Genomic DNA, 20,417 nt, shown 5'->3' on the forward strand with positions numbered 1-20,417 from the left:
TGCACAGGCAGCCTGGGGAAAAATAGCGGCGTCTTCATGGATTGAAGGTCAGTGCCCTTGCTCCCCCGCTTCCGGCACCGCCACTGCGGCACCGTCCATGGTGGTGGCGAGACGCAGGACATAGAGCAGAATGACGCCGGCCGCGCCCCAGGTGATCAGCAGTATGCCGCACCAGATGCCGGTGAGCCCCCAGCCGAGCAGGTCGGCCAGGAGGTAGAACACCGGGATCGGGAACAGGATCTGCCGCGCGAGGCCGATCACCAGCGGGAGAACGGGTCGCTTCAGCCCCTGCAGCACTGAGACGCTGGTGTAGAGGATGACGTAGGCGGTGAAGACAAATGCCTCGATGTGCAGATAGTGGACGCCGATCTCGACCACCACGGGGTCCTTGGTGAAGAACGACATCAGCGGCCGGGCGGCCAGGAAGACGGCGGCGGTGCCGAAGCTCATCAGGATCATGCCCGCCCGCAGCGAGGTGCGTATGGTCTGCACCACGCGCTCCATCTGGCGCGCGCCCGCGTTTTGCGCCACCAGCGCCAGGGTAGCCACGTTCATCCCCATTACCGGCAGCAGGGCGATCTGCTCGATGCGGGTGCCGATGCCGTAGGCGGCGACCGCATCGCTGCCGAAGCGGGCCACGAAGCGGGTGATGACGAAGATGCCGATGGCGACGGTCATCATGTTGAGGCTGGAGGGGAAGCCCAGCTTGGCAAGCTGAAAGTAGGCGTGCCGGTCGGGGACCAACTCGCGGAAACGGAAATGCCTGAGCATACCGGACTGACTGACCCGCATCAGCATGTAGCAGTTACCGATGGCCTGGACAAAGACCGTGGCCCACGCGATGCCTGGCAGCCCCATGGCGGGAATGCCAAGGCCGCCGAACATGAACCAGGGGTCGAAGGCAAGGTTCAGGAAGAAGCCGAGCACCAGGTAGTTCCGGAAGCTGCGGCTGTCGCCGGTCGCGTTGAGGATGGCGTTCAGGACGTAGTTGACCAGGAAGAAAACGCTGCCGGTGAAGATGCAGTCCATGTACTGCAGGGCCAGTTCCAGCACCGTGCCGTGGGCGCCCAAAAGGCCAAAGAGAAAGGGGGCGGCGGTAAGCCCTAATGCCGTCAGCAGGAGCCCGTGCAGCAGCCCGAAGGAGAGGGTCTGACCGGCGAGGTGGCGCGCCCCATCGCGGTCTCCGGCGCCGAGGGCGTGCCCGATAAGCGAGGTGGCGCCGGTGGAGATGCCGGCACCGATAGCGATGATCAGGAAGAAGACCGGGAACGAAAGGGAGAGCGCCGCCAGGGCATCCGTGGAGATTCTGCCGCCATAGAAGGTGTCCACCACGTTGAACATGGTGTTGAAAAAGTAGCCCACGCTGGTCGGCAGGGCGATCTTGCGGATCAGGCCCGGGATGGGTTGGTTCAGCAGGTCGTGACCGTGGTTCATGGAGTCCTCAATTCGCGGCCTTCGCTGGCACGCTTGCCCCTCCCTATCCCTCCCCCTCCTGGGGAGGGGACCACTGGGTCACCGGAATGGGATGCGAGCTACTCCCCCCGGAGGGGGGAGGCTGGGAGGGGGGCCGGTTGGCTGTCTCAAGGCCTCAAGCTTACACGCCCTCCGGGCAAAAAAAAAGAGCGGCAAGGCCGCTCTTCTCATTTGTTTCTGTGTCGGACGCTTAGCGACCGCCTGCCTTGCCGGCGACCTGCACCCTGATCAGGGCGCGCTCGAGAGCGGCCTGGTAGATGCGGAAGTTCTTGTCTTCCGGGGTGAGCGACTTGAGCTCGGTCTCGGCACGCCCAAGGGCTGCCTTGGCACGCTCCAGGTCGATCTCGTCGGCCCTCTCGGCGGTCTCGACCAGTACGGTGACCTGGTCGTTCTCCACTTCGAAGTAGCCCCAGTTGAGCGCCAGGTGGTGCAGCACGCCGTCCTTCTTGTAGGCCAGCTCGCCGATCTTCAGCGAGGTGAGGAAGGGGGCATGGCCCGGAAGGACGCCGAATTCGCCGAGTGCACCGGTGGCGGTGATCTCGTCCACTTCTTCGGACATGACCTTCTTGTACGGCGTTACCAGTTCAACCTTCAGTTTTTCAGCCATATAAACCTCTTGAGGCTAAGGTGCGTGGAGAGGGGGACTGGCACCTGGCGGAGCCAGTCCCCTTCCTTAAGCCTTTAGCCGTACCAGATTAATTAAACCGCGAGCTTCTGAGCTTTCTCGATGGCTTCCTCGATGGTGCCGACCATGTAGAAGGCCTGCTCCGGGAGGTCGTCGTGCTTGCCGGCGATGATCTCCTGGAAGCCCTTGATGGTGTCTTTCAGCTCGACGTACTTGCCCGGGGAGCCGGTGAAGGCCTCTGCCACGTGGAACGGCTGGGAGAGGAACTTCTGGATCTTACGGGCGCGGGCAACGACCAGCTTGTCCTCTTCGGAAAGCTCGTCCATACCGAGGATCGCGATGATGTCCTGGAGATCCTTGTACTTCTGGAGTACGTACTGAACCTGACGGGCGACACCGTAGTGCTCATCGCCGATGACCTGCGGGTCGAGGATCCTGGAGGTGGAGTCGAGCGGGTCCACCGCCGGGTAGATGCCGAGCTCGGCGATCTGACGGGAAAGAACCGTGGTCGCGTCGAGGTGGGCGAAGGCGGTTGCCGGAGCCGGGTCGGTAAGGTCGTCGGCCGGTACGTAGATCGCCTGAACCGAGGTGATGGAACCCTTGGTGGTCGAGGTGATGCGCTCCTGCAGCTCACCCATCTCGGTAGCCAGGGTCGGCTGGTAACCGACGGCGCTCGGGATACGGCCCAGAAGTGCGGACACCTCGGAACCTGCCTGGGTAAAGCGGAAGATGTTGTCAACGAAGAGGAGCACGTCCTGGCCTTCCTCGTCACGGAAGTACTCTGCGATGGAGAGCGCGGAAAGAGCAACCCGGGCACGCGCCCCCGGAGGCTCGTTCATCTGGCCGTACACGAGTGCGGCCTTGTCGAGAACGCCGGACTCCTTCATTTCCATCCAGAGGTCGTTCCCTTCACGGGTACGCTCGCCGACGCCGGCGAAGACGGAGAAGCCGCCGTGCTGCTTGGCGATGTTGTTGATGAGCTCCATGATGAGAACGGTCTTGCCGACGCCTGCGCCGCCGAAGAGGCCGATCTTACCGCCCCTGGCGTACGGTGCGAGCAGGTCGACGACCTTGATGCCGGTGGTGAACGCTTCGACCTTGGTGGACTGGTTCACGAAGAGCGGGGCTTCGCGGTGGATGCCGTACTCTTTCTCGTTGCCTACCGGACCCATCTCGTCCACCGGCTCGCCGATGACGTTGAGGATGCGGCCCAGGGTCTTGCGACCGACCGGAACGGAGATCTGCTTGCCGGTGTCGAGGACCTGCTGGCCACGAACCAGACCGTCGGTACCGTCCATTGCGATGGTCCTGACGGCGTTCTCGCCCAGGTGCTGTGCGACTTCGAGAACCAGGTTGAACTCCTGGTCGTCGATCGCGGGGTTGGTTACCCTGAGAGCCTGGTAGATCGGGGGGAGCTTGCCCGGCTCGAATTCGACGTCGATAACTGCGCCGATGACCTGCGAAATTTTTCCGAAGTTCTGACTCATGTTTAAACCTCTTCCTTTTGCGGCCGAGAGGGCCACATATTTTTATAAGTGTTAACCCTTGATCGATTCAGCACCGGAGATGATTTCCATCAGCTCGGTGGTAATGGCCGCCTGGCGTGCCCTGTTGTAGATCAGGGTCAGCTTGGCGATCATCTCGGTGGCGTTCTTGGAAGCCGCATCCATAGCCGTCATCCTGGCGCCGTGCTCGGAGGCAACCGACTCGAGGAGGGCCTTGAAGACCTGGACCTCGATGTGCTTGGGGAGCAGTTCATCGAGAAGCGCGCCCTTGGAGGGCTCGTAGATGTACTCGGTCCCGATTTCCTCTTCCGCACCGGCCTTCGGCGCGATCGGCAGGAGCTGCTCCAGGGTGATGTCCTGGCTCATGACGGAGCGGAAGGCGTTGTAGATGATGAAGACTTCGTCGTATTCTTCCGCCAGGTACCCCTCGATCAGCTCGGCGGCAACGAGCGCCGCGGTCTGGTAGGAGAGGGTGGAGAAGATGTTGCCGTGATGTTTGCGGACCGTGTGACGGTTCCTCAGGAACTCGTAACCCTTGCGGCCGATGGTCATCAGGGTCATTTCCGAGAAGTCGCCCTTGCGCTCCTTCATGAAGCGGTCGGCGGCCTTGGAGAGGTTGGCGTTGAAGCCGCCGCACAGGCCGCGGTCCGAGGTCACCACCACGAGGAGGGCACGACCGCCGTCACGCTTGACCATGAGCGGATTGGCATCCGACTCCTGGGTCTTGGCGAGACGCTCAAGCACCTCCGCGAGCTTACCCGCGTAGGGGCGCGCCGCGACCACGTTCTCCTGGGCGCGACGCAGCTTGGCGGCCGAGACCATCTTCATGGCCTTGGTGATCTGCCGGGTATTTTTTACGGATACGATCCGTTTCTTGATGCTCTTAAGGTTTGCCATTCGCTAAGTCCGTCCTTGGTTTAGGCAGTAAATTCCTTCTTGAACTCTTCGAGGCCGGCGATGATCTGAGCTTTCAGGTCGTCGTCGATAGCCTTCTTGTCGCGCAGGGTGGCGAGGACGTCCGCTTTCCTGGCGTCGAAGAATGCGTAGAGTTCCTGCTCGTACTTGCCCAGCGAGTTGACCGGGTAGTCGTCGACGTAGCCGTTGTTGGCGGCGAAGATGACCAGAACCTGCTTCTCGTTGGAGAGCGGCTTGTACTGCGGCTGCTTGAGGATCTCGACCAGGCGGGCACCACGAGCGAGCTGCATCTGGGTGGCCTTGTCGAGGTCGGAGCCGAACTGTGCGAACGCTGCCATCTCGCGGTACTGAGCGAGAGCCAGACGGAGGGTACCGGCAACCTGCTTCATGGACTTCAGCTGTGCGGAACCGCCGACGCGGGATACGGACAGACCGACGTTGATGGCCGGGCGTACGCCGGAGTAGAACAGGTCGCTCTCCAGGTAGATCTGGCCGTCGGTGATGGAGATAACGTTGGTCGGGATGTAGGCCGAAACGTCACCTGCCTGGGTCTCGATGACCGGCAGAGCGGTCAGGGAGCCTGCGCCGCACTCGTCGGATACCTTGCACGCACGCTCGAGGAGACGGCTGTGGAGGTAGAATACGTCGCCCGGGTAAGCTTCGCGCCCCGGCGGACGACGGAGCAGCAGGGAGAGCTGGCGGTAAGCGACGGCCTGCTTGGAGAGGTCATCGTAGATGATCAGGGCGTGCTTGCCGGCGTCGCGGAAGAACTCGCCCATGGTGACGCCGGTGTACGGTGCGATGAACTGCAGCGGTGCCGGCTCGGAAGCGGTAGCGGCGACGACGATGGTGTAGTCCATGGCGCCGTGCTCTTTGAGCTTGGAAACAACCTGGGCGACCGTGGAACGCTTCTGGCCGATTGCGACGTAGATGCAGACGACGTCGCCACCCTTCTGGTTGATGATGGTGTCGATCGCGACGGCGGTCTTGCCGGTCTGACGGTCGCCGATGATCAGCTCGCGCTGGCCACGCCCGATCGGAACCATGGAGTCGATCGCCTTGAGGCCGGTCTGCATCGGCTGGTGAACCGACTTACGCTTGACGATACCGGGGGCCTTCACTTCCACCTTACCGAAGGTGTCGGTGTTGATCGGGCCGAGGCCGTCGATCGGCTGGCCGATAGCGTTGACCACGCGGCCGACCAGAGCCTGGCCTACCGGGACCTCAACGATCCTGCCGGTACGCTTGACGCTGTCGCCTTCCTTGATCTCGGAGAACTCACCGAGGATCGCGGCGCCGACGTTGTCTTCCTCAAGGTTGAGGCACATGCCGGTGATGCCGTGCGGGAACTCGAGGAGCTCGCCTGCCATCGCCTTGTCAAGACCGTGGATACGGGCAATACCGTCACCGATGGAGATGATGGTGCCGGTTTCGGCTACCGCCACTTCCTTGCCGTACTCCTTGATCTGCTTCCTGATAATCTCGCTGATTTCTTCCGCTTTGATTTCCATAGAACCGTCTCACCCCTTCTGTAATATATCCTGAATGTTAGCTAACTGAGTCCTTACCGAGCCGTCGAATACCTTGTCGCCGATCTGCGTTACCACACCGCCGATGAGCGACGGATCAACCACAACCTTGAGTTCAACCTTTTTACCGGTCGACTTGGCCAGGGCGCCCTTGATCTCCTCGACCTGGGCCGCGTCCAGCGGCAGCCCGGAGGAGAGGGTCGGCCTGATCACGCCGGAGAGCTCGTCGGCGAAGACGCCGTAGTTCTCCGCGATCTGCGGCAGCACCGAGAGGCGGCCGCGCTCGAGGAGGAGCATCATCAGGTTGGAGATCATCGGGGAGATGGAGAGTTTCGCCACCAGGTCCTTGAGGATCTCTTTCTTCTCTTCGATGCCGTAGGCAGGGTTGGCGAAGATCGCCGAAAGCTCGCGGCTGTCGGTCAGGACAGTGCTGAAGCGGGACAGTTCGCCGTTGAACCCTTCCACGCTCCCTGCTTCCGAGCCAATCTGCACGAGTGCCTTGGCGTAACGTTTGGCAATAGCGTTAGTACTCAATGTAGAGTCACCACCTTGGAGATATAGTCGCCCACCAGCTTGTCCTGGTCGCCTTTTGCAATGTTCTGCTTGATCTTCTGCTCGGCCAGCTCGACCGCGAGGCGTGCTGCCTCGGCGCGGAGCTCGTCTTTCGCCTTGAGGACTTCCTGGGCCGCTGCGGCCTCGGCCTGAGCCTTGATGCGGGCTGCGGCGTCCTTGGCTTCGGCGATGATGCGCTCTTTCTCGAGCTCACCCTCACGCTTCATGTTGGCGGAAATCACCTCGATCTCCTGGTTGGCCTGGTCCAGGCGCTGGGAGTACTCGGCGAATTTCTTCTCGGCGGCTTCCTTGGCGGCGACCGCTTCCTGCAGGGTCTTCTCGATGCCGGCGCGACGAGCGGCCAGGGTGCCTTTCACGTCGGCCTTCTTGAGAGCCCAGACAGCGATGGCGACCAGTGCGGCGAAGTCGATGCAGCGCCACATGAAGTCCTTCATCTGTGCGGCCTGGTGGCCCCCTTCGTGTGCGGCGCCTGCGTGCTCGGCGGCCTCCTCGGCGAAACCGAGGGAAGCCAGGGCGATGATCGCGCCGACCGTGAGCAGGGAAACGATGAGCTTCTTGTTCATATGCATGCTAGAGACTCCTCCCGAGAACTTTTTCGCAGATTTCGGAGGACAGGGTCTCGGCGCTTGCGGTCAGCATGCGACGTGCCTCTTCGGCCTCCTGGGCCACCTTGGCCTTGATGGCGGAAAGGGACTCGGTAGCTTCGGCACGCGCCTTGTCGAGGATGGCGGCCTCCTGCTGCTGGGCCTCCTTCTTCAGGGCACCACGCTCGTCGGCAGCACCGGCGCGGATTTCGCGCATGCGTGCCTCGTAGCTGGCCAGCTTCTCCTGCACTTCCCTGTCGACTTCGGCGCTTTTCTGCTTCGCCCCGTTGATCTGGGCGGCGCGGTCGGCGAGCTGTTTCCTGATCGGCTTGTAGAGGAAGACGTTCAGGAGCAGTACCAGCACCAGGAAGTTCACCAGCTGGAATACAAATGCGATGTCTAAATTGATCACCAAACCACCTCTATTCGAACATTTTTAAAGGCGTATACGCCTTCAGACTGTGAATGGGTCCGCGCAAAACAGGTGATTGCTATCACATAAATGCTTTTTGTGTCAAGCGATTTATCCGTTTGAGCGAAGAATTGTATACACTTACACAAGGCCTAACTTCGGTGTTTTGCGGTCTCAAAGCTGTGCCAGTCGGGGCATCCCGGGACTGTCACAACACCGCGAACCGAGTGTTAGCGCGGGTTTTGTAGACAGCATCGTGTATGACATTTGGAACGATGTTCGATTTGCTTCCCCTTGCGGGGGTGGATCTGAAACAGGTGCGGCAGGTGGTGCTGAGGAAAAAGGAAGAAGCGTCACCCAAGGTGCGAAAAAGATCATGCATCCGCCCTGTCCCTGTGAAAGGGAGTATGGTGCCGCCATGGAACATGCTGCCACAAAGCGCTGCATGCGAACCAAGGTTTCCCCCCTTGTAAAAGGGGGGTCAGGGGGGATTTAGCCGAGGCGGCCACAGCAGCCTCGGTTGCCACAGCGTTAAATCCCCCTCAATCCCCCTTTGCGAAAGGGGGAAGTTGGGATGGAGCTGGGAAAAGCGGAACGCAAGCGTGCGCGCGCCTAGAGGTTCAACAGCTCCACGATGCGGGTCAGCTCCTTCATGTCGCCGAAGCTGATCTCCAGCTTGCCGCCGCGCCCGGAACGCTTGAGGGCGACCTTGGCGGCGAAGTGGCGCTGCATGCGGTCCACGAGGTCCTTCTGGTCCGGATCGAGCGACGGTTTGGCGGCCTTCTTGGGCGGACCGGCCTTCCTGCGCTTTACCAGCGCCTCGGTCTCGCGCACCGACAGGTGCCCCTTGACGATCTCGTCGCGCACCGCCTTCTGCTCCTCGACGTCCTCGAGGGTCAACAGGGCGCGGGCGTGCCCCATGGAAATGCGGTCCTCGGCCACGTCGCGCTTGATCTCCGCCGGAAGGCGCAAAAGACGCAGCGCGTTGGCGATGGTGGAGCGCTCCTTGCCGACGCGCTTGGCCAGCTCCTCCTGGGACAGGGAGAACCGCTCCAAAAGCGCGTGGTACGCCTCGGCCTCTTCGACCGCGTTCAGGTCCTCGCGCTGGATGTTCTCGATGAGCGCCATCTCCAGGGCGGTCTCCTCCGAGACGTCCTGGATGACCACCGGCACTTCCCGGAGGCCCGCCTTCTGGGCGGCGCGCCAGCGGCGCTCGCCGGCGATCAGCTCGTAGTGACCCGCCTTCTTGACCACCACCAGGGGCTGGATGATCCCCTTCTCGCGGATGGAGGCGGCCAGCTCCTCGAGCTTCTCGTTGACGAAAGTCTTCCGGGGCTGTTCCTTGTTGGGCTTTATGTCTTCGATGGGGCAGGAGAAGTACTTCTTGCCGTGATCCTCCACGACCGGGAGCAGCGCCCCCATCCCCTTGCCCAGACCCATTTTTTTAACCATGCGACACCTCGCGCGCGATGAGTTCCTTGGCCAGATCCATGTAGCTGGTCGCCCCCTTGGAGGTGATGTCGTACAGGCAGATGGGCTTGCCGTGCGACGGTGCCTCGGACAGCCTCACGTTCCTCGGGATCACGGTCTGCAGGGTCTCCTTGGGGAAGTGGGCGCGCATCTCCTCGCCGACCTGGCGCGACAGGTTGTTCCTGGCGTCGAACATGGTGAGCAGGATCCCCTCGATGGAGAGCGACTTGTTCAGCCCCTGCTGGATCAGGTTGATGGTCTTGAGGATCTGCGAAAGCCCTTCCATGGCGTAGAACTCGCACTGCAGCGGAATCAGTACGGAATGCGCCGCGGTCATCGCGTTGATGGTGAGGAGGTTCAGCGAAGGGGGGCAGTCGATGAAGATGTAGTCGTAGGAGTCGGAGAGCGAGGTCAGGATCTTCTTCAGCTTCCGCTCGCGGTCGGTGACGCTGACCAGTTCCAGCTCGGCGCCGGCCAGGTCGGAGGTTGCCGGCAAGAGGTGCAGGTAGGGGAGTTCCGTCTTCAAGACGATGCGCGATGCCGGCGCGTCGTCGATGAGGGCGTCGTAGATGCTTTCCTCGAGGACGTCCTTGTCGGCGCCCACGCCGCTTCCTGCGTTCCCCTGCGGATCCATGTCCACCAGGAGCACGCGGCGCTCGGCCACGGCCAGCGAGGCCGACAGGTTCACGGCCGTCGTGGTCTTGCCCACCCCACCCTTTTGATTCGCCACACAGATGATCTTAGCCATAGTTTCTTCTCGATTTGTGAATGATCCGAGTGTTACCGAAAATGCAAAGCAGGGAAAATTACCATACTGCCGGAGCTATGAAAAGTGTTTTCTCAGAGAAGGGCGCGACGCGTTCCTTGACTTTGGTCAAGGCGCCTGGACCGGTCGGGGTTTATGCTGGCGGCGCTGATTAAGCCTGTAGCCCGATATCATGGAAGGAGTCCCCGCATGAAGAAAACGCTTTTGGTCCTGTCGCTGCTGCTTGTCGCCCCCGCCGCCTATGGCTTCGAGTGCAACGTCTGTCATAGCAAGAACCCCGCGATGGTGAAGATGCACAAGGCGCTGAAAGGAAGGAACTGCTTCGACTGCCACAAGATGGGCGAGAAGCTGATGGGCAAAGGTATCCCCAAAGACAAGGCCGCCCAGATCAAGCGGCGCGAGACGGAAGAGATCTGCTTCGAGTGCCATAAAAAATAACGGACGTTCAACGTTCAACGTTCGACGTTGGGCACACCTGCAACGGCCACCTCTTTCCCGGCTGACACGACGACGCATCGCGCATCGCCCTCACCCTCCCCTCTCCCAGAGGGAGAGGGTTTTTTTGTCTTTGATCTCGTTCCCAAGGTCCACCTTGGGAACGCAAAGCCTTTCAGAAGCTCCAGCTTCCCTCGGATACTATAGCTGGAGCTTTGCGTCATATGGGGTTCCCAAGCTGGAGCTTGGGAACCAGGGACGCCCTCACCCTCCCCTCTCCCAGAAAGAGAGGTTTTTTTGTCCCTCCGCATAAGTCTCCGATTCCCTTGCACCTTCTGCCTCCTCCGCTATAATTTCCCCTTCAGTGCTATGAATTCCAGGAGGATGCATGACCCGCCCGGCAGATTTCTCGATCCGCACCAAGTTCTTCGGCCTGATGTCCCTACTCCTGATCGCCCTCCTGCTCGCTTCCGGCCTGTTCCTGTATCATCGCCAGAAGGCCTTCGTGCTCCGGTTCGCGGTGGACAACGCCCGCAGCTTCGCCACGCAGCTCATCGAGACCCGCGAGTACATGTCGTCGGTGGTGAAGAACGAGCCGGAAACGAACTACAGCCTGGTGCCGCAGGTAGTGGCGACCCAGGTGGCCAAGCGCGTCACTCAGAACAGCAAGTTCTACGTGCGCCAGGTGTCGCTGCGCTACCGCAACCCGGAAAACCGCCCGGATGCATACGAGACGGCTCAACTGCAAAAATTCATCAAGAACCCGACCACGGAAAGCTACGACATCGTGCAAAGCGGTGATACCAGCTTCTTCCGTTACCTGCAGCCGATGCGGGCCACCCCTTCCTGCCTGGGGTGCCACGGCAGCTACCAAAGCGCGCCGGACTTCGTCAAGAAGCGCTTCCCCCCCGGGCACTACTCCTACAACTACCAGGTCGGCGAGGTCATCGGCGCGGTATCGGTGAGCATCCCGGTCAAGGACCTGTACGCCCAACTGGGGGCCAACTTCAAACTCGACCTGCTGGCCCGCGGGCTGGTGTTCCTCATCGTTACCGTCGTGATGGGGATCATCATGAGCCGGCAGATCATCCAGCCGGTGAAAGCCCTCTCGGACCGGATCATCGATGTCACCCGCACCGGCAACTACCAGGAAAAACTCCCCCAAAGAAGCCGCGACGAGATCGGCATGCTCATCGGGGCCTTCAACGAGATGATGGAGGAACTCTCCCACCGCACGGTCCAGTCGCGCGAGGCCGACGAGCGCTACCGCCGCTTCATCGAGGTCGCCGCCTCGGCGGTGGTGACCTTCCTCAAGGACGGCAAGATGGTCATCGTCAACGAGAAGGCGGAGGACCTCTTCGGCCGCAACCGACAGATGCTGCTCGGCGAATCGATCTTCGATTTCCTGGAACAGGGGGATAAACTGCGGCAGCGGATCGAACAGCCGGGCGAGTTCAAGGAGGAGACCACGCGGCAGCGGGTGATCAGCGCGACAGGAAAACCGGTCACCGTCGAAATGGTCGTTTCAGCTTCCAAGGCAGACCGGGAGCCGCTCTACACCGCCATCCTCCGGGAGCGTAACGGCGGCTAAAGCAGCGGAGAGAGAGAAAGTTTTGCCGTGCCGTCGCGTGTTGTGCTAGAGTGTGCCGACAAAATCAAGGAGAGTTAGATTCCATGGCAAAAGCAGGTAAAGAACTTTACGTAGGCAGTCTGTCCTACGATGTCACCGAATACGAGTTGCAGAAGCTGTTCGCCGTTTCCGGCACGGTCACCTCGATGCACCTGATCCGGGACCCGGAGACCGGCCAGTTCAAGGGGTGCGGCTACGTCAGGATGTCCACCGAGGCTGAGGCGCGGGATGCCATCGACTCCCTGGACGGCGCCTGGTTGATCGACAAGCACATCACCGTATCCTACGCCAACCCGCAGAAGATGAAGGCGGGCGGTGGCGGCGCCAAGGGTGTCCCCAGGTGGCAGATTGAGGCCGCGGAGAAAAAGGCCGCGGCGAAGAAGGCAGCCGCGGCGGCAGCGGCAGCACAGCCTGCAGCAAAACCGGCGGCTAAACCTGCAACTAAATCCGCCGGGGCCAAACCCGCGGCCAAGCCTGCCGGGGCCAGACCGACAGCAGCCAAGTCCGGAACAGCCAAATCCGGAGCGGCCCGACCGGCAGGGGCAGCGAAACCCGCTGGAGCCAAGCCTGCCTCGCGTCCCGACGGCGCGAAGCCCGGCGCGAAGTCCGGCAGCAGAACCGGAAAGCGCTAACCCATCTCACCCATCAACCTCTCCCTCCCCCGGAGGGGGAGGGCTGGGGAGGGGGAAAGCCTAAGCCGCCCCTCCCCCCCTCCCAACCTCCCCCCTCCGGGGGGAGAAGCTGAAAGCCCACCGTTAGCACGTCCCACCTTCCCTTCTAACCAGCAACCGTCTATACTACGCCTCATGATAACCCAGGAGATGATCAAGAACTTCCCCACCTCCCCCGGCGTCTACCTCATGAAGACCTCGGACGGCACCGTCATTTACGTCGGCAAGGCGCGCAACCTGAGAAACCGCGTGCGCGCCTACGTCGGCGACACCCGCGATTCCCGCGTCCATATCCGCTTCATGGTGCAACTGGTCGAGTCGGTCGACTACCTGGTCACCGACACCGAAAAGGAAGCGCTGATCCTCGAAAACACGCTGATCAAGCAGCACCGCCCGAAGTACAACATCAACCTGCGCGACGACAAGACCTACTTTTCTCTGCGCATGGACATGAAAGAAGAGTTCCCGCGCCTGTCGCTGGTAAGAAAGATTCCCTCTGACGGCGCGCGCTACTTCGGCCCCTACTCCTCGGCCACAGCGGCCAAGGAGGTGCTGAAGCAGCTCTACAAGATGTTCCCGCTGCGTCACTACCCGCTGGCGACCTGCATGGCGCGCAAACGCCCCTGCCTCTACCACCAGATCAAGCAATGCTCCGCCCCCTGCTGCGGCCTGATCAGCAAGGAGGATTACGCCGTTCTTGCCGAGGGTGCGGCCCTGTTCCTGGAAGGAAAGAACACCGAGATCGCCCGCCTGTACAAAGCGAAGATGAACCAGGCCAGCCAGGAGATGCGCTACGAGGACGCGGCGCGCTACCGCGACCTGGTGCGCGCCATCGAGGTGACGGTGGAACGCCAGAAGATGGTGGCCCAAGGTGGCGACAGCGACGTCTTCGGCCTGCATCGCGAAGGGGACCAGATGCAGATCGCCCTTTTGCACATCCGTGGCGGCACGGTGACCGGCGGCCGGACCTTCCTCTTCGATTGGGAGCTGGAGACCGAGGAGGGGCTGGCCTCGTTCCTGAACGAGTACTACGACCTGGACGCACCGCTCCCCCCCCAGGTGCTGATCCCGTTTCCCATCCCGGAACCGGGGCCGCTCGAAGAGCTCCTGTCGGAGAAGGCGGGCAAGAAGGTGATCATCGCCGCCCCGCAGCGCGGCCCCAAGCTGGAGATGGTGAAGCTGGCCCAGAAAAACGCGGAGACGGCGGCGCAGGAGCGGCTGGCCAAGGAAAGCTCGTCGGCGACACTGTTGACGGAGCTTGCCGAGAAGCTGCACCTCTCCCGCACGCCGAGAAGGATCGAGTGTTACGACATCTCCAACATCCAGGGGGAGATGGCAGTGGGGAGCCGGGTCGTCTTCATCGACGGCAAGGCCGACAAGAACCTGTACCGGCGCTACCGGATCAAGGGGGTGCTTCAGTCCGACGACTTCGCCATGATGCGCGAGGTGCTGTCGCGCCGCTTCAAGGCGGAGACCACCGAGGAGCAGCCTGACCTGATCGTGGTCGATGGCGGCCTCGGGCAGCTGGGAGTGCTGAACGCGGTACTGGACGAGCTGGGTGTGACCGGGGTCGAGGCTGCGGGCCTGGCCAAGAGTCGCACCTTCAGGGACATGGAAAGCGAGGAGATCTCGAAGAGTGACGAGCGGGTGTTCCGCCCCGGGCGCAAGAACCCGATCACGCTCCGGCAGAGTTCGGCGCCGCTATTGCTCCTGGCGCGCATCAGGGACGAGGCGCACCGCTTCGCCGTCACCTACCACAAAGCCGTGCGCAGCAAGGTCCTGACCGGATCTTCACTGGACCAGGTGCCGGGGATCGGCTTGAAGAGGAAGAAGGCGCTGTTGAAGCACTTCGGGAGTTTGAGGGGGGTGCAGGGTGCGACGCTGGAGGAACTGAAGGGCGCACCGGGGATGACCGAGGCCGCGGCGAAGGCGTTGTGGGAACATTTGCACCAGGAGGAGAAAGGCACTTGAGCCCGTTTAGAGAGCAGAGTCCCCTCTCCCTCCGGGAGAGGGTGGCCGAAGGCCGGGTGAGGGAGATGCCACGAAGATAAGGTCCTGCCTGTGCGACCGCCCTCATCCCCGCCCCTCTCCCAAAGGGCGAGGGGAGACCACCAAAAACAAAGGGGGCGCCGGTTTATCCGGCGCCCCCTTCTCTTTATCTTGTCACCGCCGCCCTGGCGGCTTCTGCTATTTCCCTTTCTTCAGGTCGAACAGGATCAGCTTGGCGATCGCCTTGAGGGTCTCGAAGACCCCTTCGCCGGTGGTGGCGCAGGCTTCGAAATCGGGAACGTTGGTCGGGTTCAGCTCGCGACGCAGTTCCTCGACGCTGACCACGTTGGGGAGATCGCGCTTGTTGTACTGGACCACGTAGGGAATCTTGTCCAGGTCGTACCCCTGCTCGATCAGGTTGATGCGCAGGTTCTCAACGCTCTCGATGTTGGCGTCCATGCGCTCTTCCTGGGAGTCGGCCACGAAGACGACGCCGTCCACGCCCTTCAGGATCAGCTTACGGGAAGCGTCGTAGAAGACCTGTCCGGGGACGGTGTACAGGTGGAAGCGCGTCTTGAAACCGCGGATCTCGCCCAGGGCCAGCGGCAGGAAGTCGAAGAACAGGGTGCGCTCGGTCTCGGTCGCGAGGCTGATCATCTTCCCTTTCGCGTCGGCGGCGGTTTTTTGGTAGACGTACTGGAGATTGGTTGTCTTGCCGCACAGACCCGGGCCGTAGTAGACGATCTTGCAGTTTATTTCACGGGAAGCGTAGTTGATGAAGGACATCCTACATTACCTCTTGTTATTGATGCATTGCATTGTCTATCCGCATCTGACCAGTTGCTTCGTCCCCTTCCCCCTTGCGGGGGAGGGCTAGGGTGGGGGGGAAGGTGCCACATTAGATGCCGAGGGCAGCTTCACCCACCCCCCGTCCCCCTCCCGTCTAGGGAGGGGGGGAGAGCCAATTAGCTGAACAGGTTGTCGATATCGTCGTCGGTGATTTCCGCGAAGGGGAACTCGCTGTCGCCGCTCTTCTCCTTCTCCTCGTTCTTCTGGAGCAGACGGTTGAAGATGGCGGTGAGTTCCTCGGATGCTTTCTTGACCCGCAGACGAACCAGCCCCAGCGAAGAGCGGGTATCGAAGAGTACTACCAGGATGACTCGGCCGGCGACGATGGAGATATGCAGGTTGTCCTTCTCACCCTCGTGGAACAGGATGGAGAACTCCTTTTCCCCGATCAGCTTGGCCAGGCCGCCAGTGGCAGCGATGTTGCCGGCGGTGAGCGAGGCGAGCGAAGTGGTGTCGAAGCGCTCGGTCTCTCCGCAACCGGTGATCAGCTGGCCGTTCTTGTCCACCAGGAAGATCACCTTCGCATTGGCCTCGCGCAGCAGCTTCTCGAGCGCGACGTTTATCTGTTTGAATTCCTCATCGTACATAATCAACTGAGGATTCGACATGAATGTCTCCTTGGTGGGGGGTACTTTTGCAGCGAAGCTTATTCTATAACAGAAGCGTTACGCCATTTCAAGGTAATTGCCTGAGCGATAACCGCTCCTTACACGCTTGCTATGCCACGCGCCGCCTTCAGAAGCAGGGCAACCTTCTCCGGATCCCCCGCCTCGCTGTACAGTCTGAGCACCGGTTCGGTCCCCGACGGACGTATCAAAAGCCAGGCTCCGTCCTCGAAGATGAACTTGAAACCATCGCTGAAATTGTGTCGCGCGACCGTGAAGCCGGCGATGCTGGTGATGCCCCCCTCCTGCATCCGCTCCAGGAGCTGCCGCTTCGCCTGCGGATCGATGGGAAGGTCGATGCGGGAGTAGTGGAAGTGGCCGATCTCGTCCATGGTCTCCTCCAGGAGCGCCCGCAGTCCCTTGCCGCTCATGGCCATCGCCTCCAGGAGCAGGAGCGCCATCAGGATGCCGTCGCGCTCCGGGATGTGCCCCTTGACGCCGAGACCGCCGGATTCCTCCCCGCCCATCAGGACGTCCTTTTCCAGCATCATCTCGCAGATGTGCTTGAAACCGATCTGGGTCTCGAACAGTTCCAGGCCGTACTTCGCGGCGAGCAGGTCGATCATCTGGGTGGTGGAGACCGTCTTGACCACGGCGCCGCGCACCCCTTTCCTCTCGTAGAGGTGGCGCAGCAGCACGGTGAAGATGCGGTGCGAGGAGAAGAATTCGCCGGTCTCGTCGACTGCGCCGATGCGGTCGGCATCGCCATCCAGGGCCAGGCCTACCTGGAAGTTGCCGGCCTGAACCAGCGCGGACAACTCGCCCAGGTGCTCGGCGATGGGCTCGGGAGGATGCCCGCCGAAGGATGGATTCTCGGCACCGTGGATCTCCTCGATGCCCGGGACCAGCAGCGGCAACAGGCCGGAGCCGGCGCCGAACATCGGGTCGACCACTGCCTTGATGGAGGCGGAGCGGATCAGTTCCAGGTCGACGTAGCGCCCCAGCTGGGCCAGGTACGGTGCGGTGGCATCGAACAGTTCGACCTGCCCGCTCGCCTGCGCCTCGGAGAGCGCCAGCGCCTGCACCGGGCGCGACGCGGCCTGGTTCTCGGCCACCATCTGCTCCAGCACCTTGGTGGTGGAAGGACGTGCGGAACCGCCGAAGGATTCTTTGACCTTGAAGCCGTTGTAACGCGGGGGGTTGTGGCTGGCCGTGATCATGACCCCGGCACCGGCCTTTTTTTCGTGGACGGCCCAGGAGACTGCTGGGGTGGCTGCGTAGTCGTGGGAGAGCCAGGTCTTGATGCCGTTGCCCGCCGCAATGGCGGCGACGCGCTCGGCGAACTCCTTGGAAAGGAAGCGGCGGTCGTAGCCGATCACCAGTCCTTTTCCCGCAAGACCCTGCTTGTGCAGATAATCCATGGTGGCCTGCGCCACCAGGGAAAGGTTTTCAAAGGTGAAGGTGTCGGCGATGACGCCGCGCCACCCATCGGTGCCGAATTGTATCTGCAAGAGCAATCCTCCATAAACGTTAATGATGGGGCATTTTCCACGGCGGCGCTTGATCTGTCAACCCTTACTTGCCGGAAAAGCGCCGAAGTGGTTGACCGCAGCCGGGGATTGGCTTATAAGAAGGCAACGATTACCAATCCCAGAGGAGGTACGAAAACATGTTGAAAAGATTCATCTGCGCTCTGATCCTGGGGCTCTTCCTGGCGGGCGGCGCCATCGCTGCCGAGACGAAGAACCCGGTGGTGCTGATCGAGACCAACCAGGGCAACATCAAGGTCGAGCTGAACCAGGAGAAAGCGCCCATCTCGGTCAAAAACTTCCTCGACTATGCCAACAGCGGTTTCTACAACGGGACCATCTTCCACCGCGTCATCCCCAACTTCATGATCCAGGGTGGCGGCTTCGGCCAGGACCTCAATCCGAAGGCGACCAAGGCCCCGATCAAGAACGAAGCTGCCAACGGGCTGAAAAACGAGCGCGGCACCATCGCCATGGCCCGCACCATGGTGGTCGACTCCGCCACCGCGCAGTTCTTCATCAACACCGTGAACAACGACTTCCTGAACCACAGGCCGGGCGGTGGCCAGATGGGCTACGGCTACGCCGTCTTCGGCAAGGTGCTGGAGGGGATGGACGTGGTCGACAAGATCGCGGCCACCAAGACCGGCAAAGGTGCCAACGGCATGCCGGACGTACCGCAGACGCCGATGATCATCAAGAGCGTCAAAGTCCTCAAGTAATGCAAAAAGGGGCGCCGCGAGGTGCCCCTTTCCTTTTATCTCCCCTTGCGCTGCGCCAGCAGCATCAGGTTCCCTACCGTAAAAATCAACGCCCCTATGAACGCGGTCAACGCACCGGGCTCCTTGTGCACCTCGAAGAGCGCCACCGGCACCGGGCTGAGCGCCACGTCCTTGACGTAGATGCCGTATCCCTTGTGGAAGAGCGGCTGGTTGGGCTGTACCGCGTGCAGGCCGTCCGAAAGCCTGAGTTCAGCGCGGTAGCCGCTCATCATCCCCATGGGACCCACCTGCCCCGTGATTTTCTCCACCACGACCCGCTCGCCGTCCGGGAAGCCGAAGGAGTCGCCCTGCGGCAACTGCATCTGCTGTTTGAAGCCGCCGTAGGCGGAAAGCAGGTGCGCCAGGACGATGAGCAGGAAGCCCGCGTGCATCAGGTGCGGCGCCACGCTGCGCCCTTTGCGGCGCAGGGCGTCGATGGAGCAGACGAGCGCATTGACGAAGAGGACCACGATACAGGCGACGCAGAGCCAGAGCCACCAGGAGTAACCCAGAGGCGCGCGCTGCAGCCAGAAGAGGAGCGGCATGTCGTTGAGCCCGCCCTGCTCCGAGCTGGCGCTGGAGAAGGAGCCCAGGGCAAGGGTGACCATGACCCCGGTCATGAGCCAGAGGCCAAGGTTGAGGGAGGTTAGTCGAGAGTAGATGGCTTTCAGCACTTTTACGCTCCATAAATCAAATGCATCGCACACGGATTTCGCGGAAACCAAGGCAATAACTGCGGATAAATCTTATAGATGAACACCGCATTAGAATTAGCCTTTGCGCAAAGCCTGCTTTACATCATTCGAGAAAATTATTCTCTTGAACTGCGGTTTTTTACCGAAGTTCAGGAGCAACCCCAGTTCCTTATCCGACGCTTTAAGATAATTCGTCAGTTGAGCGTAATGCTCGTCACGTAATGCTTCTGCAGCTTTTAACTCGAGGATGACAACGTCTTGGACAACGACATCGGCGAAATACTCTCCTACGAGCAAGCCGTCGTAATAGACTGGAATTTTCGGTTGCTGGTTAACCTCAAGCCCCAACTTAGCCAGCTCGATTACCAGAGCGTTTTCGTACACCTTCTCCAGAAATCCAAAACCCAAAGTGTTATAAACCTTGAAAAACCCCTTCAGTATCCTGTCCGTTGTCTCTTCATGAATCATTTCAACCTCCCATGCCCGAGAAATTGAAAAGATTCTACCGTACGGGATCCGATTTTAATCCGCTCTAATCAGTCCACTCCGTATAATCCGTGTGCGACGCCGTTGACTTTGCCTCTAGAAGCTGTGCGAGCTCCGCATGAGCATGCTGACGCCCAGGTAGGTGAAGAGCGTCACCAGGAAGCCGACGATGCCGAGCCAGGCGAAGCCGCGCTCCCAGGCCTGGCCCTTGAGGCGCAGGTGCAGGTAGAGCGAGTAGAAGATCCACAGGATGGAGGTCCAGAGTTCCTTCGCCGTCCAGAGCCAGTAGGTGCCCCAGGCGTAGTAGCCCCAGATGCCCCCGGAGACCATGGAGAGCGAGAAGAAGCTGTAGCCGACCAGCGCCGCGCGGTACTGCAGATCGAGCGCCGGCTTCCCCCCGCCCTGCAGGAAGGCCACACCCAAGAGCGCCGCGATGCCGAAGAGGCCGTAGGCGAAGAAGGCCAGCGCCACGTGCAGCTCGAACCAGTAGGTGTCGAGGATGGGCGGCAGCGGCATGTTGATGGTCGGGAAGGGAAGCGCCAGGGCGGCGAAGAGGCCGGCGAGCGCGCCGCACCCCCAGCAGAACCAGCGGATGCCCCGGGTCTGGCGGCTGTAGATGAAGGGGAGCCCCATGAGACCGAGCGAGCCCGAGAAGAAGGCCAGGGTGTCCTGGGGGCCGATCAGGGGGAGCCGTCCCAGCCCCATGCCGCGCGAGGCGAGATAGGCCAGGCTGCAGCCGAGTGCCGCCACGAAAATCGGCCGGCGGATGGAGGCGACGTAAAGCAGCGCGGAAGTGATGAGAAGAGGTTTCATGACGATCCAGGAGCTTTGGCTGTTAACGTTCCCTCCCCCGGAGGGGGAGGGTCAGGGAGGGGGCGCGCAGCGTCTCTTTTAAGCTTCCCCCCCTCACAACCT

Annotated in this window: 21 protein-coding genes; 5 read left to right on the forward strand and 16 right to left on the reverse strand. The window is 61.4% G+C overall.

The genetic code is table 11. From position 1 onward, the window contains the following. Positions 1-48: 48 nt before the first annotated feature. The 10 genes from JFN91_RS18690 to JFN91_RS18735 form a co-directional block, all read right to left on the reverse strand. Complete coding sequence (locus JFN91_RS18690) at positions 49-1,434, reverse strand: MATE family efflux transporter (RefSeq protein WP_199390670.1); 1,386 nt, start codon at positions 1,432-1,434, stop codon at positions 49-51. A 229-nt stretch (positions 1,435-1,663) separates the two neighbouring features. Then, complete coding sequence (locus JFN91_RS18695) at positions 1,664-2,080, reverse strand: F0F1 ATP synthase subunit epsilon (RefSeq protein ID WP_183343904.1); 417 nt, start codon at positions 2,078-2,080, stop codon at positions 1,664-1,666. 92 nt (positions 2,081-2,172) lie between these two features. Then, the gene (gene atpD / locus JFN91_RS18700) at positions 2,173-3,585 is read right to left on the reverse strand and encodes a F0F1 ATP synthase subunit beta (RefSeq protein ID WP_199390671.1); all 1,413 of its coding nucleotides are present in this window, start codon (positions 3,583-3,585) and stop codon (positions 2,173-2,175) included. Between the two features lie 51 nt (positions 3,586-3,636). Beyond that, complete coding sequence (gene atpG / locus JFN91_RS18705) at positions 3,637-4,500, reverse strand: ATP synthase F1 subunit gamma (protein WP_183343908.1); 864 nt, start codon at positions 4,498-4,500, stop codon at positions 3,637-3,639. A gap of 20 nt (positions 4,501-4,520) precedes the next feature. Beyond that, entirely contained in the window at positions 4,521-6,029 is a 1,509-nt protein-coding gene (gene atpA, locus JFN91_RS18710) for a F0F1 ATP synthase subunit alpha (protein WP_183343911.1), read from the reverse strand. A gap of 9 nt (positions 6,030-6,038) precedes the next feature. Continuing rightward, complete coding sequence (atpH, locus tag JFN91_RS18715; RefSeq protein ID WP_183343913.1) at positions 6,039-6,581, reverse strand: ATP synthase F1 subunit delta; 543 nt, start codon at positions 6,579-6,581, stop codon at positions 6,039-6,041. Next, positions 6,578-7,183 carry a F0F1 ATP synthase subunit B family protein gene (locus JFN91_RS18720; RefSeq protein WP_199390729.1) on the reverse strand — a complete coding sequence of 202 codons (606 nt, stop codon included), beginning with the start codon at positions 7,181-7,183 and terminating at the stop codon, positions 6,578-6,580. Before JFN91_RS18720 ends, atpH begins: the two co-directional genes overlap by 4 nt. Before the next feature lie 7 nt (positions 7,184-7,190). Next, positions 7,191-7,616 (reverse strand): F0F1 ATP synthase subunit B family protein, encoded by a 426-nt coding sequence (locus JFN91_RS18725; protein WP_199390672.1) that lies wholly within the window; start codon positions 7,614-7,616, stop codon positions 7,191-7,193. A 612-nt stretch (positions 7,617-8,228) separates the two neighbouring features. Then, a complete protein-coding gene (locus JFN91_RS18730) occupies positions 8,229-9,068 on the reverse strand; it encodes a ParB/RepB/Spo0J family partition protein (protein ID WP_183343917.1) in 840 nt (279 codons plus the stop codon). Next, complete coding sequence (locus JFN91_RS18735; protein WP_199390673.1) at positions 9,061-9,834, reverse strand: ParA family protein; 774 nt, start codon at positions 9,832-9,834, stop codon at positions 9,061-9,063. Before JFN91_RS18735 ends, JFN91_RS18730 begins: the two co-directional genes overlap by 8 nt. 207 nt (positions 9,835-10,041) lie before the next feature. Between JFN91_RS18735 and JFN91_RS18740 the strand changes: the two genes are divergently transcribed. The 4 genes from JFN91_RS18740 (at position 10,042) to uvrC (ending at position 14,559) form a co-directional block, all read left to right on the forward strand. After that, the gene (locus JFN91_RS18740; protein WP_199390674.1) at positions 10,042-10,290 is read left to right on the forward strand and encodes a cytochrome c3 family protein; all 249 of its coding nucleotides are present in this window, start codon (positions 10,042-10,044) and stop codon (positions 10,288-10,290) included. Between the two features lie 385 nt (positions 10,291-10,675). Further along, positions 10,676-11,878 carry a c-type heme family protein gene (locus JFN91_RS18745; protein WP_199390675.1) on the forward strand — a complete coding sequence of 401 codons (1,203 nt, stop codon included), beginning with the start codon at positions 10,676-10,678 and terminating at the stop codon, positions 11,876-11,878. 83 nt (positions 11,879-11,961) lie between these two features. Beyond that, a complete protein-coding gene (locus JFN91_RS22415; RefSeq protein WP_199390676.1) occupies positions 11,962-12,549 on the forward strand; it encodes an RNA recognition motif domain-containing protein in 588 nt (195 codons plus the stop codon). Positions 12,550-12,723: 174 nt separating this feature from the next. Beyond that, positions 12,724-14,559, forward strand: a complete 1,836-nt coding sequence (gene uvrC, locus JFN91_RS18755; protein ID WP_199390677.1) for an excinuclease ABC subunit UvrC — start codon at positions 12,724-12,726, stop codon at positions 14,557-14,559. A gap of 216 nt (positions 14,560-14,775) precedes the next feature. Here the strand turns inward: uvrC and JFN91_RS18760 are convergent, their stop codons facing one another. The 3 genes from JFN91_RS18760 to JFN91_RS18770 all read right to left on the reverse strand — a co-directional run bounded on the left by JFN91_RS18760 (position 14,776) and on the right by JFN91_RS18770 (position 17,542). Further along, positions 14,776-15,363 carry a GTP-binding protein gene (locus JFN91_RS18760; protein ID WP_199390678.1) on the reverse strand — a complete coding sequence of 196 codons (588 nt, stop codon included), beginning with the start codon at positions 15,361-15,363 and terminating at the stop codon, positions 14,776-14,778. A gap of 179 nt (positions 15,364-15,542) precedes the next feature. Beyond that, positions 15,543-16,034 carry a roadblock/LC7 domain-containing protein gene (locus JFN91_RS18765; RefSeq protein WP_183343930.1) on the reverse strand — a complete coding sequence of 164 codons (492 nt, stop codon included), beginning with the start codon at positions 16,032-16,034 and terminating at the stop codon, positions 15,543-15,545. A 98-nt stretch (positions 16,035-16,132) separates the two neighbouring features. After that, positions 16,133-17,542 (reverse strand): phosphoglucomutase/phosphomannomutase family protein, encoded by a 1,410-nt coding sequence (locus JFN91_RS18770; protein WP_199390679.1) that lies wholly within the window; start codon positions 17,540-17,542, stop codon positions 16,133-16,135. A 158-nt stretch (positions 17,543-17,700) separates the two neighbouring features. On the opposite strand from JFN91_RS18770, the gene JFN91_RS18775 reads away from it, so the two are divergent. After that, positions 17,701-18,282 (forward strand): peptidylprolyl isomerase, encoded by a 582-nt coding sequence (locus tag JFN91_RS18775; protein WP_199390680.1) that lies wholly within the window; start codon positions 17,701-17,703, stop codon positions 18,280-18,282. 35 nt (positions 18,283-18,317) lie between these two features. Here JFN91_RS18775 and JFN91_RS18780 read toward each other — a convergent pair whose 3' ends face one another. The 3 genes from JFN91_RS18780 to JFN91_RS18790 all read right to left on the reverse strand — a co-directional run bounded on the left by JFN91_RS18780 (position 18,318) and on the right by JFN91_RS18790 (position 20,315). Next, positions 18,318-18,995, reverse strand: a complete 678-nt coding sequence (locus JFN91_RS18780; RefSeq protein ID WP_199390681.1) for a cytochrome c biogenesis protein ResB — start codon at positions 18,993-18,995, stop codon at positions 18,318-18,320. Positions 18,996-19,091: 96 nt separating this feature from the next. Continuing rightward, positions 19,092-19,484, reverse strand: coding sequence for a GxxExxY protein (locus JFN91_RS18785; RefSeq protein ID WP_199390682.1), 393 nt, complete (start codon positions 19,482-19,484; stop codon positions 19,092-19,094). A 114-nt stretch (positions 19,485-19,598) separates the two neighbouring features. After that, entirely contained in the window at positions 19,599-20,315 is a 717-nt protein-coding gene (locus JFN91_RS18790; protein ID WP_199390683.1) for a cytochrome c biogenesis protein, read from the reverse strand. Between the last annotated feature and the right edge of the window lie 102 nt (positions 20,316-20,417).

The sequence above is a fragment of the Geomonas anaerohicana genome (assembly GCF_016458305.1).
GTDB lineage: Bacteria > Desulfobacterota > Desulfuromonadia > Geobacterales > Geobacteraceae > Geomonas > Geomonas anaerohicana.

Coding starts and splice junctions, on each gene's coding strand:
- JFN91_RS18690 (WP_199390670.1), bottom strand. CDS start 1,434: ATGAACCACGGTCACGACCTGCTGAACCAACCCATCCCGGGCCTGATC.
- JFN91_RS18695 (WP_183343904.1), bottom strand. CDS start 2,080: ATGGCTGAAAAACTGAAGGTTGAACTGGTAACGCCGTACAAGAAGGTC.
- atpD (WP_199390671.1), bottom strand. CDS start 3,585: ATGAGTCAGAACTTCGGAAAAATTTCGCAGGTCATCGGCGCAGTTATC.
- atpG (WP_183343908.1), bottom strand. CDS start 4,500: ATGGCAAACCTTAAGAGCATCAAGAAACGGATCGTATCCGTAAAAAAT.
- atpA (WP_183343911.1), bottom strand. CDS start 6,029: ATGGAAATCAAAGCGGAAGAAATCAGCGAGATTATCAGGAAGCAGATC.
- JFN91_RS18720 (WP_199390729.1), bottom strand. CDS start 7,183: ATGAACAAGAAGCTCATCGTTTCCCTGCTCACGGTCGGCGCGATCATC.
- JFN91_RS18730 (WP_183343917.1), bottom strand. CDS start 9,068: ATGGTTAAAAAAATGGGTCTGGGCAAGGGGATGGGGGCGCTGCTCCCG.
- JFN91_RS18735 (WP_199390673.1), bottom strand. CDS start 9,834: ATGGCTAAGATCATCTGTGTGGCGAATCAAAAGGGTGGGGTGGGCAAG.
- JFN91_RS18740 (WP_199390674.1), top strand. CDS start 10,042: ATGAAGAAAACGCTTTTGGTCCTGTCGCTGCTGCTTGTCGCCCCCGCC.
- JFN91_RS18745 (WP_199390675.1), top strand. CDS start 10,676: ATGACCCGCCCGGCAGATTTCTCGATCCGCACCAAGTTCTTCGGCCTG.
- JFN91_RS22415 (WP_199390676.1), top strand. CDS start 11,962: ATGGCAAAAGCAGGTAAAGAACTTTACGTAGGCAGTCTGTCCTACGAT.
- uvrC (WP_199390677.1), top strand. CDS start 12,724: ATGATAACCCAGGAGATGATCAAGAACTTCCCCACCTCCCCCGGCGTC.
- JFN91_RS18760 (WP_199390678.1), bottom strand. CDS start 15,363: ATGTCCTTCATCAACTACGCTTCCCGTGAAATAAACTGCAAGATCGTC.
- JFN91_RS18765 (WP_183343930.1), bottom strand. CDS start 16,034: ATGTCGAATCCTCAGTTGATTATGTACGATGAGGAATTCAAACAGATA.
- JFN91_RS18775 (WP_199390680.1), top strand. CDS start 17,701: ATGTTGAAAAGATTCATCTGCGCTCTGATCCTGGGGCTCTTCCTGGCG.
- JFN91_RS18785 (WP_199390682.1), bottom strand. CDS start 19,484: ATGATTCATGAAGAGACAACGGACAGGATACTGAAGGGGTTTTTCAAG.
- JFN91_RS18790 (WP_199390683.1), bottom strand. CDS start 20,315: ATGAAACCTCTTCTCATCACTTCCGCGCTGCTTTACGTCGCCTCCATC.